The sequence below is a fragment of the Pseudarthrobacter sp. 1G09 genome, from assembly GCF_050038305.1.
In the GTDB taxonomy this organism is placed as follows: Bacteria; Actinomycetota; Actinomycetes; order Actinomycetales; family Micrococcaceae; genus Arthrobacter; species Arthrobacter equi.
Map to the genome: position 1 here is coordinate 3,971,340 of NZ_CP188306.1, position 12,618 is coordinate 3,983,957.

7 protein-coding genes and 1 pseudogene are annotated in these 12,618 nt (G+C 67.2%); 7 read left to right on the forward strand and 1 reads right to left on the reverse strand.

Annotated features, from left to right (window positions below; all coding sequences use genetic code 11):
• Positions 1 to 2 precede the first annotated feature (2 nt).
• The 7 genes and pseudogenes from ACP3TD_RS18400 (at position 3) to ACP3TD_RS18430 (ending at position 10,154) form a co-directional block, all read left to right on the forward strand.
• Positions 3 to 674 carry a cyclodeaminase/cyclohydrolase family protein gene (locus ACP3TD_RS18400; protein ID WP_426764419.1) on the forward strand — a complete coding sequence of 224 codons (672 nt, stop codon included), beginning with the start codon at positions 3 to 5 and terminating at the stop codon, positions 672 to 674.
• Positions 671 to 1,552: a bifunctional 5,10-methylenetetrahydrofolate dehydrogenase/5,10-methenyltetrahydrofolate cyclohydrolase gene (locus ACP3TD_RS18405; RefSeq protein WP_426764420.1), complete on the forward strand. Its 882-nt coding sequence runs from the start codon at positions 671 to 673 to the stop codon at positions 1,550 to 1,552. The genes ACP3TD_RS18400 and ACP3TD_RS18405 overlap by 4 nt, the downstream gene beginning before the upstream one ends.
• A gap of 195 nt (positions 1,553 to 1,747) precedes the next feature.
• Complete coding sequence (locus tag ACP3TD_RS18410; RefSeq protein ID WP_426764421.1) at positions 1,748 to 3,067, forward strand: molybdopterin molybdotransferase MoeA; 1,320 nt, start codon at positions 1,748 to 1,750, stop codon at positions 3,065 to 3,067.
• Positions 3,055 to 3,948, forward strand: coding sequence for a formate dehydrogenase accessory sulfurtransferase FdhD (fdhD, locus tag ACP3TD_RS18415; RefSeq protein WP_426764422.1), 894 nt, complete (start codon positions 3,055 to 3,057; stop codon positions 3,946 to 3,948). The genes ACP3TD_RS18410 and fdhD overlap by 13 nt, the downstream gene beginning before the upstream one ends.
• Positions 3,949 to 4,317: 369 nt before the next feature.
• Positions 4,318 to 5,724 (forward strand): MFS transporter, encoded by a 1,407-nt coding sequence (locus ACP3TD_RS18420; protein WP_426764423.1) that lies wholly within the window; start codon positions 4,318 to 4,320, stop codon positions 5,722 to 5,724.
• A 247-nt stretch (positions 5,725 to 5,971) separates the two neighbouring features.
• Complete coding sequence (locus tag ACP3TD_RS18425) at positions 5,972 to 8,479, forward strand: GcvT family protein (RefSeq protein ID WP_426764424.1); 2,508 nt, start codon at positions 5,972 to 5,974, stop codon at positions 8,477 to 8,479.
• A 231-nt stretch (positions 8,480 to 8,710) separates the two neighbouring features.
• A pseudogene (locus ACP3TD_RS18430) lies at positions 8,711 to 10,154 on the forward strand (DUF222 domain-containing protein).
• Between the two features lie 98 nt (positions 10,155 to 10,252).
• On the opposite strand, the gene ACP3TD_RS18435 reads toward ACP3TD_RS18430, so the two are convergent.
• On the reverse strand, positions 10,253 to 12,607 hold the full coding sequence (locus tag ACP3TD_RS18435) for an FdhF/YdeP family oxidoreductase (protein WP_426764425.1): 2,355 nt from the start codon (positions 12,605 to 12,607) through the stop codon (positions 10,253 to 10,255).
• Positions 12,608 to 12,618: the final 11 nt, after the last annotated feature.

A 12,618-nucleotide genomic window follows, 5' to 3' on the forward strand; every position in this document is an offset into this window, starting at 1 on the left:
CCATGGCCGAACAGCAAGCGGACAGCGCAGGTTCCCCCGGCCCGGCCTCAATAGGCGCAGAGACCATCCGCGGCTACCTGGCCCGGCTCGCCTCCCGGCAGCCGACCCCCGGGGGCGGTGCCGCTGCGGCCCTCCACGCTGCGCAGGGCGCTGCCCTGGTGGCCATGGTGGCCCGGTACACCACGGGTCCCAAGTACGCGGAACACGCGGCGCTGGTGGAGCGGATCACCGGCATCGCCGATGAACTCGCCACCGAAGCACTGCGGCTGGCGGATTCGGATGAGCAGGTCTTCCAGGCGGTCATCGATTCCTACAGGATGCCTGCCGACACGGAGGAACTGAAGGCTGCCAGGAGCGGCGCCATCCAGGCAGCCCTCGTCCAGGCTGCGCAGACTCCGGCTCAGCTCATCAAACTCGCCGGTTCGGTGGTGCAACTCGCCACTGAACTGGGCGAGGTGGCAAACCCGAACGTCATCAGCGACGTCGCCGCAGCAGCGGATGCCGCCCGGGCCGCCGCAACCACCGCCAGGGTGAACATCGACATCAACCTCGTGGCCATCAAGGACCCGTCCGTCAGGTCGCTGCTGGCGGACCAGACGGACGGCCTTGCAGACAAGGTTGTTGCGGCAGCGGACAGCCTCGCGGCCCGGGTACGGGAAAGGATCCTTCGATGAGCACCTCGACTACCACAACACTGTCCGGAAAAGCGCTGGCCGGTGTCATCCGGCAGCGCGCCCACGATGAGGCCCGGGACCTCGAGAGGGACGGTGCGCATCCCTCCCTGGCCGTGGTCATCGCCACCGACGACGGGTCAACGCACTGGTACGTCCGCTCCATTGAACGGGCGGCTGAAGCGGCGGGCATCGGCTGCCGCATCATCGACCTCGGGCACGATGCCACCGAGCAGGTGCTGGCCAACGTCCTGCGGGACCTCAGCGCGGAGCCCTCGGTCCACGGCATCATCCTGCAGACGCCACTGCCGGCAGGAGTCCGGAGCGATGCCCTGGTGGGCCTGATCGCGCCGGAAAAGGACATTGACGGCGCCAACCCGCTCAGCCTCGGCCGCCTTGCCGTGGGTCAGCCGGCCTTCGCACCCGCCACCGCCCGCGCCGTGGTCGAAATCCTCGACCACTACGAGGTCCCCGTTGCGGGCCGCAGCGTGGCAGTGGTGGGCCGGTCCGCCGTCGTGGGCAAACCCCTGGCGCTGCTGCTGCTGGGACGCGACGCCGCCATCACCGTGTGCCACTCCCGTTCCGGCCCGCTGGAACGGCACACCAGGCAGGCAGACATTGTGGTGGTGGCCGCCGGCAAGACGGGACTGGTGAACGGCAGCCACATCTCGCCGGACACCGTAGTAGTGGACGTTGGCACCAACGTCCTCCCGGACGGCTCCCTAGTGGGCGATGTGGACGGGGCAAGCGTGAACGGCATCGCCGCCGCGCTGACCCCGGTCCCCGGCGGCGTCGGCTCGGTGACCACCGCGCTGTTGCTGCTGCACACGGTGGAGGCTGCCCTGCAGCAGTCGCCGGTCCAGCTTTTGGAAAACGCCTAGCGTTCAAAAAAGTGTGGACACGGCATCCACCACTGACCTAACATAACTGATATATCTTTAGTTGCAATAAAGAGATATCAGTCACCCGTTGCTCGTAGACGGTGCTTCGATGGCCTGAAACCTGGGGAGGTATTCCTCGTCGAAGCACCGCTTACGGGCAACGGGCGTTTTCGCTTCAACTCCGCAAGGGGCACCATGATGACGTTCACGCCCATCGCAGCTCCCACGTCCCCAATGGCGGGGACCGGACTGCACTCGATCGATTGGCCGGAAGCCAGGCGCCTGGCCTACGACTGCGCAGGACCCCTCCCATCCGTTCAGGTTCCGCTCCATCAAGCGGCCGGACGAACCCTCTCCAGAGGGGTGACCGCGTTGCAGGACCTGCCCCACTACGCCTCGTCGGCAATGGACGGCTGGGCACTGAACGGGGATGGCCCCTGGCTGCTGGCCGGCGGGCAGCAGCCACTGGCGCCGGGCACGGCAGCCGTCATCGCCACCGGCGGCCTGGTTCCGGACGGCGCAACAGCGGTGCTCCGCAAGGAAAGCGGGCTGGTGGCTGAGGACGGAACGGGGCGCCCCGTCCTTGCCGTCCGCGCCGACGCGAAGCCGGGCGAACCCCGGCCGGGCCAGCACGTGCGCCCCGCGGGGACCGAGGCGTTGGCCGGCGAAACGCTGATCCCCGTGGGCACCGTCCTCAACCCCGCCCATCTGGCCCTTGCTGCCGTGGCCGGCCATGACCAGGTGGAGGTGCAGTCACAACCAATGGTTTCCGTCGTCCTGACCGGCTCCGAGGTAGTGACGTCAGGCATTCCTGCTCCCGGAAACGTCCGGGACACCTTCGGGCCGCAGCTGGGCACCGTCATTTCCCAGCTGGGCGGCGCACCGGGCGCTTTCACCCGCATTGGGGACTCCTTCGATGCATGGCTGGAGGCACTGGAAGGCTCCGGTGCCGGTTCGAAGTCGCGGGCCGACGTCGTCATCACCACCGGAGGAACCGGCAAGTCCGGCACCGACCACTTCCGGGACGCGGTGGCCGCCCTGGGTGGCCGCCTGCTGCTGGACGGTGTCGCCATGCGCCCCGGACACCCCGCCGTCCTGGCCGAACTGCCCGACGGGCGCTTCGCCGTCGGACTTCCCGGAAATCCCCTGGCCGCCATGATGGCGCTGGCCACCATCGGCGCCCCTTTGCTGGCCGCGCTGGGAAACCAGCCACTGCCGCAGGTCCGGCACGCCGCCTCCGGCAATGACTTCGGCCCCGACGGCGGCTGCAGCGACGGAAAGGGGCGGACGCGGCTCATCCCATGCAGGTTCCTGTCCGGGCTGGCCTTTCCCGTGGCCCACACCGGACCGGGAATGATGCGCGGACTGGCCTGGGCTGAGGGCATCATGGTTGTCCCTCCCGGCGGCGTCGACTCGGGGCAACCCGTGCCGGTGCTGCCACTTCCCTGGACCCCGGCGGCGGTAGCCGCCCCGCTGGCCGCAAGCGCTGGAAGGAGCACGCCTTGGCACGCATGACGCAGCGCCGCAAGATCCACCGCTTCCATCTGGACGGCTCGGGCACCGAACATCCGGTTCGGTTCAAGGAGGATGTGATCGCCGCAGAAGAGCCGCTGGAGATCCGGCTGGGCGGCCGTTCGTTCGCCGTCACCATGAGGACGCCGGGCGACGACTTCGACCTCGTGGCCGGATTCCTCGTCTCCGAAGGTGTTATCCGGGACGGATCCGAGCTGGTCTCCCTGCGCTTCTGCGCCGGAGGTCCGGACGAGGTCCAGACCTTCAACGTAGTGGACACCCAGCTGCGTCCGGACGTGCCCCTGCCCGAAACGATGCGGCATGTCTACACCTCCAGCTCGTGCGGCATCTGCGGCACGGAGTCCATCGAAGCGGTGCGGAAAACCCTGCACTACGATCCCTCCGCCGACCCGCTGAAGGTACCCGTCGACGCACTCGCCGCCCTGCCGGAGAAGCTCCGGGAAGCCCAGGCCGTGTTCGACAAGACGGGCGGCGTCCACGCTGCAGGCCTCTTCCGGCTGGGTGATGGCGAGCCTGAGCTGCTGTGCCTGCGCGAGGACGTGGGCCGGCACAATGCCGTGGACAAGGTGGTGGGATGGGCCCTCCGGCAGGGCCTGCTGCCCCTGCGCGGCACGGTGTTGCAGGTGTCCGGCCGGGCGTCGTTTGAACTCGTCCAGAAGGCCGCACTGGCCGGCATTCCAGTGCTCTCCGCGGTGAGCGCCCCGTCAAGCCTGGCCATCGACCTGGCGGTCGAAACCGGCCTGACGCTCGTGGGATTCAGCAGGGGCCACAGCCTGAACGCCTACGCGGGCCGGGACCGGCTGGAGTGGCCCCGCGCCGTAACAGAAGACCTTCTCCAGGCAGGTGCCGGCCGGCAGGACTAGCGCCCCGCGACGCCCATTCGTGCCGCTCGCTCCCCTGTAGCCGGGGGCGTGATTCCTGCTGCCCATTCTTGGGGCGGGCGCCGGTGCTGAACTCCGCAATTGACGGCCGACATGTTCTTGACAACGGCTGTGACCTGGCGCACTGTTTTGTTGCATAAAACGAAGCTTGTTGATCATCCCGGAACGAAAGCCTTCTCGAATGCGCGAACCTCTTGTTTCCGCGGCACGTCCGCCGCAGCACCCGGGACGCGATCGATCACAACGAGAAACCGACCTGCGGTGGCCGCTGGTGGAGGAATCATGTCCTCCAAGCCGCTCCCGCTGCGGCGAGCATCCCGCTGCCGCGAATGAAACCCGAAGGAACTGTTGATGACAATCCAAGGTGGCAGCACCATCGATCAAACCAGAGCAGAAGCATCCAGCTCCGCGTTCAAACGCCGCTTCATGATTCGGCTCGTCGCTGTCTTCATCGGCGGGATGTTCCTTGACGGTTACATCCTCGGAATCATCGGCCCCGTCGCCGGATCCATGCGGTCAGATCTCCAGCTCGACGCACTATCCCTGGGCATGATCGCTGCAGGCCCGCTCGTGGGTATCTTCGTCGGCTCCCCCCTGGCCGGCTGGGCTACTGACAAATTCGGACGCAAACCCATGTTCCTCGTGGACATGGGGCTGTTCCTGGTCGCCTCAACGGCCCAGTTCTTCATCACCTCCGGAGACGGGGCCGTAATCCAGCTGGCCGCCATCCGGTTCGTCATGGGCGTCGCGATCGGCGGCGAGTACTCAATTGGCGGGCCACTGCTCTCCGAGTTCTCCCCTCCAAAGCTCCGCGGGCGGTTGTTGGGGCTGACCCTGATTGCCTGGTACGTCGGTTTCATGGCGGCATTCATCGTCGGCACGCTCCTGCACGACGCCGGGACCCCATGGCGCCTGGTACTCGGCACCTGCGCGATACTCGCACTCGTCCTGTTCCTGGCACGCTTGGGCCTCCCCGAATCGCCGAGCTGGCTCATTACGAAGGGACGGCATAAGGAAGCACTCGCGATCGCAGACCGGTATATCGAATCGCCCCAAATGCACGACAGCATTACCGGAGAGATGGATCTGAGGATGATCCAGGAAGCCGAAGCTGCGAAGAATGGAACCAAAATCAAGAACGCCTCTTTCAAGATGCTGTTCTCGAGGCAGTACTGGCGCGCCACCGCCTTCACTGCAGGTTTTTGGTTCTGCGCGGTCACTCCGTACTTCGCGATCGCGACCTTCGCCGACGAGGTGCTCACCCAATTCGGCTTCGGCGGCGGCTGGGCCGGTGGAGTCGGCCTGTCCGCACTTGCGGTCGCGGGCGTTGTCACCAGCGTACTTCTGATTGACAAGCTCGGTCGCCGAATCCTCACCGTGCCCGGGCAGTGGCTCTGCGCGGGCATCCTGCTGGTCATCGGAGTCTGGGGGAACGCACCGGCGATCCTCGTGCTCGTCCTGTTTCTCGCCTTCTCCTACTTCAACGCCGGCTACACCACGATGACCCAGGTCTATCCGGCCGAGGTATTCCCAGGCCACCTGCGTGGCGTCGGCATGGGCTTCGCCGCGTCCTTCAGCCGCATTGGAGCCGCACTCGGCACCTTCGCCCTGCCATGGGCGATCGCCAGCATCGGCATGGGCGCAACCATGGTGGTAGCCGCCGCCGTCGCATTACTCGGCGCAGCCCTCTCGCAATGGCTCGCGCCTGAGACGAAGGGGCGCACCCTCGCCGAGATCTCGGCGGACTTCTCCCACTGACCCGGGACTGCCCGAAACAGGCCGGGGCATAGCCGGGCCGCAAAGCAGAGAGGCCTTCGCCGCATTTGCGGCGGGGGCCTTTCTCCTTGCCTCCGACATACTCCCGCCGGCTCCGCAACAAAGCAGGTGGCCCCTTGACATCTGATGTGAGCTGCGCCACCGTGTTGCATATGGTGATGTGCGTTGCTCATAGCGAAGCGACAGCGCAGCTCCTCATTAACACCGCCAACCAGGAGATCCACACGCCATGACCGCATCGCCCCGCGTCGTCATCATCGGAGCCGGCATCGTCGGCACGAACCTCGCCGACGAACTCGCCAGCCGCGGCTGGACCAACGTCACCGTGGTGGAACAGGGACCGCTTGAACTTGCCGGCGGTTCCACCTCCCACGCCCCGGGCCTGGTGTTCCAGAACAATGGGTCAAAGACGATGACGGAGTTCGCCACCTACACCGTCAACAAGCTGCTCTCGCTCAGCAAGGACGGGGAGTCCTGCTTCAACCAGGTAGGCGGCCTGGAGCTGGCCACCACCCCCGAGCGGCTGGCGGACCTCAAGCGCAAGATGGGCGTGATGACCTCCTGGGGTGTCGAAAGCCGGATCATCGACGCTGATGAATGCGAAAAGATCTACCCGCTGCTGAACACCGGCACGCTCACTGGCGGCCGCGAGGTCCTGGGCGGCCTGCTGATTCCCACCGACGGGCTCGCGCTGGCCGCCCGGGCGGTACAGCTGCTGATCGGGCGTTCCCGGGAACGCGGCGTCACCTACCTTGGTTCCACCACCGTCACCGGCATCGCCCGGGAGGGCGGCAAGGTCACCGGCGTCGAGACCTCCGGCGGCGTGGTCCCGGCGGACATCGTCGTGTCCTGCGCAGGGTTCTGGGGCCGCGAGCTCGGCAAGATGGTGGGCCTGGAGGTCCCCCTCCTGCCACTGGCCCACCAGTACGTCGTCACCACGCCGCTTCCCGAACTTGAGGGCGTCAACGAGCTCCCCAAGGGGGCCAGCAAGCCCATCCTGCGCTATCAGGACAAGGACCTGTACTACCGCGAGTGGGGCAACCGCATCGGCATCGGCAGCTACGCCCACCGTCCGATGCCCGTGGACATGTCCGCCCTGCCGAAGGTGGCCGCGGACGAGATGTCCGACCACCGCATGCCGTCCCGGCTCGACTTCACCCTTGAGGATTTCCTGCCCGCGTGGGAGGACAGCCAGGACCTGCTGCCGGCACTGCGCAGCGCCGGCATCCAGGACGGCTTCAACGGCATCTTCTCGTTCACTCCGGACGGCGGCCCGCTGATCGGCGAACACCCGGACCTGGCCGGCTTCTTCGTGGCCGAAGCTGTTTGGGTGACGCACTCCTCCGGGGTGGCCAAGGCTGTTGCCGAACTGCTCGTGGAAGGCCGCTCCCGCACCGACCTGCACGGAACGGAGCTCACCCGCTTCGAAAAGGTGCAGACCTCGGACTCGTACGTCAGCGAAACCTCACAGCAGAACTTCGTGGAGATCTACGACATCCTCCATCCGCTGCAGCCGCGCAAGTCGCCGCGGGACCTGCGGGTCAGCCCGTTCAACGTCCGCCAGAAGGAGCTCGGGGCGTTCTTCCTGGAGTCCGCCGGTTGGGAGCGGCCGCACTGGTTCGAAGCCAACCGCGGGCTCCTGGCGGAGCTGCCCGAGGAATGGCGCGCGCCCGAACGCGAGGAGTGGGCCGCCATGTTCCACTCCCCCATCTCCGCCGCCGAAGCGTGGAAGACGCGCACCGCCGTCGGGCTCTACGACATGACGCCGCTGAAGCGGCTCTCCGTGACCGGCCCCGGGGCGCAGGCGCTGCTGCACCGGCTCAGCACGGGCAACATTGCCAAGAAGCCCGGCGCCGTGACCTACTGCCTCCTGCTTGAGCACGACGGCGGCATCCGCAGTGACGTGACCGTCGCCAGGCTCACCGAGGAGGAGTTCCAGCTGGGCGTCAACAGCAATGTGGACTTCGACTACCTCCGCGTGGAGGCCCGCCGGCAGTCGGCTGCGGATCCGGCCCAGTGGGCGCACGTCGCCGACATCACCGGCAGCACCTGCTGCATCGGTTTGTGGGGCCCGCTGGCCCGCGAAGTGATCGGAAAGGTCAGTGAGGACGACCTGACCAACGACGGCCTGAAGTACTTCCGTACCAAAGAAATCTCCGTAGGCGGCATCCCCGTGACCGCCATGCGCCTGTCCTACGTGGGCGAACTGGGCTGGGAGCTCTACACCACCGCCGAGTACGGCTTGAAGCTCTGGGACCTGTTGTTCGAGGCCGGCCGGGAGCACGGCATTGTCGCCGCCGGACGCGGCGCCTTCAACAGCATGCGGCTGGAGAAGGGCTACCGGCTGTGGGGCACCGACATGACCTCCGAGCACCACCCCTACGAGTCCGGCCTGGGCTTCTCCGTGGCCAAGGACAAGACGGGGTTCGTGGGCGCCGAGGCCCTTGCGTCGCGCAAGGAGCAGCCCGCTACCCGCGCACTGCGCTGCCTGACGGTCGACGACGGCACGTCAGTGGTGCTCGGCAAGGAACCTGTGTACGTGGGCGGGGAAGCCGTTGGGTACGTCACCAGCGCGGCCTACGGCTACACCGTGCACAAGCCGATCGCCTACGCCTGGTTGCCCGCCGGCGTCGAAATCGGTGACGCCGTGGAGATCGAATACTTCGGCAAGCGCGTGGCAGCCACCGTCTCCGCCGAGCCCCTGGTGGACCCGGGGATGGAGCGCATCCGCGGCTGATTCTCTTTCCTCCCACGGGGTGGTTGGGCCTGCTTGAGACCGGCGGGCCCAACCACCCTTTTTTGCAGTGTTTGTGCATGCCTCGTGGTTGATCCAGTCGAAACCCGCTGGAGATGCCCGTTCCAGTGGTTGAGCCCGTCGAAACCCGGTTGGTGGGTGCGTTGCGGTGGTTGAGCTTGTCGAAACCCGTTGGGTCCTTTGAATGTCGTACCCCTTTGCCAAGATGGGGTTATGGGGAAAGCAGCGGTGGTGAAGGCGTTCGAGGAAATCGACGCTGCCCTTGCCGTGCTGGTTGCGGAGGTGGAGGGGTGCGGTTCCGTGCCGTTTTCGGCGGCTGATCCGTTGGCTGGTTTGGCGGATGGCTGCTTGGACATCCTGGCCGGCGCCCGGGCGGTGAAGGCGCGGGTCGCCGGGGTGAAGGCGAAGGCTGCTGTGGCGTGCGTATGCGGAGAGTGCAGCGGCTGTTGCGGGGCCGGGGATGCCGGCGCATTCGCAGGAAATGTCGGCCGCGGCTGAGGTCGGCTGCGTCCTGGCGTTGGGGCCGCGGGCGGCATCGTCGTTCCTGGCTACCTCCCATGCCCTGGTCACCACGCTGCCCCGCACGTTGGCCGGGCTGCAGGCCGGGGCGCTGTCCTGGCAACACGCGCATGTCATGGCGGACGAGGCAACCGGCCTGGACCCTGCGGGTGCGGCGGCGCTGGAGGAGCATTTCCTGCCCGGGACACAGGACCCGGGCGCTGCAGTCCCGGCGCGGGGCTGCCCGGTGGGGGAGTTGCCGGCGCACCGGTTCCGGGTCAAGGCCCGGACCTGGCGGGAACGCCACCACGCCGAGAATATCGAGGCCCGGCACGCCAAGGGGGTGGCGGAGCGGCGGGTGGAGTACCGGCCAGACCGGGACGGCATGGCCTGGCTGTCCGCGTACCTGCCGGCCGGCCAGGCCTCGGCGGCCTGGGACCGCCTCACCTCCGAAGCCCGGGCCCTGCAGGGTCCCGATGAGCCGCGGACCTTCGCCCAATTGCGCGCGGACCTCCACGCCACGGCACTGCTGGCCACTTACCCTGCGGCCGGGCCTGGACGTGAGGCCGTTGAGCGGGCGTCCGCCGGGATCCGGGCGCAGGTGCTGATGACCGTCCCGGCGTTCTCCCTGATGGGCGTCACCGATGAACCGGCGGTCCTGGACGGGTACGGTCCCGTCCCGCCGGCGATGGCCCGGGACCTGGTCGCCAATGATGCGGGGTCGTTCTACCGCGTGCTGTTGGATCCCAGGGAGGGGGCGCCGCTGGAAATCGGGCGGACCAGGTACCGGGTCACGGGTGCGATGCGGGCCTGGTTGCGGATGCGGGACGGTAAATGCCCGTTCCCTGGCTGCAGCAACCACTCCCTGGACAACGACGCCGACCACCTCCTCGCCTGGGCCAACGGCGGCACCACCGGAATCAACAACCTCGGTCAGCCCTGCCCGAAACACCACAAACTCCGCCACACCACAGCCTGGACACCCACCCCCGCGGGCCGGAACGAACCCCCTGGCTGGACCTCACCCACCGGCCGCCACTACCAAAGCGAACACCAGGACCGGGAACCACCCCCTTACCCTGGAGACTGGAAATCGGCGCCATCGACATTGTTCGCCACCACGGATCACCCTGGGAAAACGCCCTGGGGCAGCACCTGAGCGCCCACGGCTAACACTGCCCCGGGGCAAGACAATGACGGCACCCCGGCATAACCGGAATGCCGCCATTGCCTGCCCTTTGCAGGAGGCCAGTGGAGCTAGGCCGGCGTACCTGTGAGCTGCCCGGCCGACTCTTCGGCTGTTGCGTCCCTGTCCGTGTGCGGCTCAAAGCGTACGAACATGGCCTTGAAGCCGGGAGTGTTGGATTGGCGGGCCACGTTTTCCTTGTGGACCAGGGCATTGGCTTCGGGGAAGTACGCCGCTGCGCAGCCCTTGGCGGTGGGGTACGCCACCAGGCGGAACTTGTCCGCGCGGCGGTCGACGCCCTGGAAGGTGCTCACCACGTCCACGAGTTCCCGGTCCTGGAAGCCCGACTCGGCAAGGTCCTCCGGGTGGATCAGGATGACGCGGCGGCCGCCGGAAACGCCGCGGTAGCGGTCGTCCAGGCCGTAGAACGTGGTGTTGTACTGGTCGTGGCTGCGGATGGTCTGCAGCACCAGGTGGCCGGCCGGCGGGGTCAGGTACTCCAGCGGGCTCACCGTGAACCGGCCGCGGCCGATGTCCGTGGCGAAGGAACGGGTGTCGCGCGGCGGGTTGGGCAGCACGAAGCCGTTCTTGGTCCGGACCCGGGCGTTGAAGTCCTCGAAGCCCGGCAGGACGCGGGAGATGTGGTCGCGGATCACGTCGTAATCCTCGGCCATGCCGCGCCAATCCACGGAGTGGTCCTTGCCGAAGGTGGCCTCGGCCATCCGGGCCACGATCACGGGTTCCGCGAGCAGGTGATCGGACACCGGCGTGAGGCGGCCCTGGGTGGAGTGGACCACGGACATTGAGTCCTCCACGGATAGGAACTGCGCGCCCTTGGGGTGCTTGTCGTCCTTGTCCGTGCGGCCCAGCGTGGGCAGGATCAGCGACGTGCGGCCGTGCACAATGTGGGAGCGGTTGGGCTTCGTGGAGATGTGCACGGTCAGGCCGATGCGCTGCATGCCCGCTTCCAGGGCCTCCGTGTCAGAGCAGGCGAGCGAGAAGTTGCCGCCCATCGAAACGAAGACGTCCACCTCGTCGCGGTCGAAAGCCTCCATGGACTCCACGGCATCGTGGCCGTGGTGCCGCGGGGACGTAATCCCGAACTCGGCATCGAGCGCCGCCAGCAGCCATTCCTTGGGCTTTTCCCAGATGCCCATGGTCCGGTCGCCCTGGACGTTGGAGTGCCCGCGGACGGGGCACGCGCCGGCACCTGGCTTGCCGAAGTTGCCCTGCAGCAGCAGGACGTTGACCATTTCCTTGATGGTGTCCACGGAGTGCGGCTGCTGGGTGACACCCAGCGCCCAGCAGAAGATGGAGGCCTTGGAGGCCAGCAGCATCCCTGCCACCTTCTCGATCTGCGCCCGGTCCAGGCCGGTGGCCTTCTCCGTCTCGTCCCAGTCCAGGGTGCGGCGGGCATCGCGGTAGGCATCGAACCCGTCCGTCTGCGCGGCGATGAAGGAATGGTCGACGACGGTTCCCGGGTTCTTCTCCTCGGCCTCCAGCAGCAGGTGGCCAAGCGCCTGGAACAGGGCCAGGTCCCCGCCCACCTTGATCTGCAGGTATTCGTCGGCCAGCGGCGTACCGCCGCCCACCACGCCGGAGACCGTCTGGGGGTCCTTGAAGTTGAACAGGCCGGCCTCGGGCAGGGGGTTCACGGCCACCACCTTGCCACCCTTGTCCTTGCACTCCTTGAGTGCGGAGAGCATGCGCGGGTGGTTGGTGCCCGGGTTCTGGCCCACCACGAAGATGAGTTCGGAGTCGTGGATGTCGTCCAGGGACACCGTGCCCTTGCCGATGCCGATGGTCGGGTTCAGCGCGGAGCCGGAGGACTCGTGGCACATGTTGGAGCAGTCCGGAAGGTTGTTGGTGCCCAGGGCCCGCGCGAACAGCTGGTACATGAAAGCGGTCTCGTTGGCGGTGCGGCCTGAGGTGTAGAAGACGGAGCGGTCCGGCGTGGTGGCACGGATGTGCTCACCGATCAGCTCAAACGCGTCATTCCAGGAGATGGGCGAATAGTGCGTTTCGCCTTCCCGGATCACCATGGGTTCGCTGAGCCGGCCCTGGTTTCCCAGCCAGTACTCGGTCTTCTCCGACAGTTCAGCAATGGAGTGCTTGGCCCAGAACTCGGCGCCCACGGTGCGGAGGGTGTTTTCCTCGGCCACGGCCTTGGCGCCGTTCTCGCAGAACTCGGCAGCCTTGCGCTTCTTGTCCGATTCCGGCCACGCGCAGCCCGGGCAGTCGAAGCCGCCGCGCTGGTTCAACCGCAGCAGGGACTGCGCCGTCCGGGTCACGCCCGCCTGTGCCACCGCGCGCTCCAGCGCCACCATGACGGCTTTGACGCCCGCGGCCTCGGTCTTGGGCTTGTGGACCTCAAGCAGGTCCTCGTTAATATCCGCCACCGGGGCGGGCTGCTTACCGAACTTCATCGTTCCAACTT

Bases quoted from the DNA above. Each gene is read 5' to 3' on its own strand.
- ACP3TD_RS18400 (WP_426764419.1), top strand. From the start codon at position 3: ATGGCCGAACAGCAAGCGGACAGCGCAGGTTCCCCCGGCCCGGCCTCA.
- ACP3TD_RS18405 (WP_426764420.1), top strand. From the start codon at position 671: ATGAGCACCTCGACTACCACAACACTGTCCGGAAAAGCGCTGGCCGGT.
- ACP3TD_RS18410 (WP_426764421.1), top strand. From the start codon at position 1,748: ATGATGACGTTCACGCCCATCGCAGCTCCCACGTCCCCAATGGCGGGG.
- ACP3TD_RS18420 (WP_426764423.1), top strand. From the start codon at position 4,318: ATGACAATCCAAGGTGGCAGCACCATCGATCAAACCAGAGCAGAAGCA.
- ACP3TD_RS18425 (WP_426764424.1), top strand. From the start codon at position 5,972: ATGACCGCATCGCCCCGCGTCGTCATCATCGGAGCCGGCATCGTCGGC.
- ACP3TD_RS18435 (WP_426764425.1), bottom strand. From the start codon at position 12,607: ATGAAGTTCGGTAAGCAGCCCGCCCCGGTGGCGGATATTAACGAGGAC.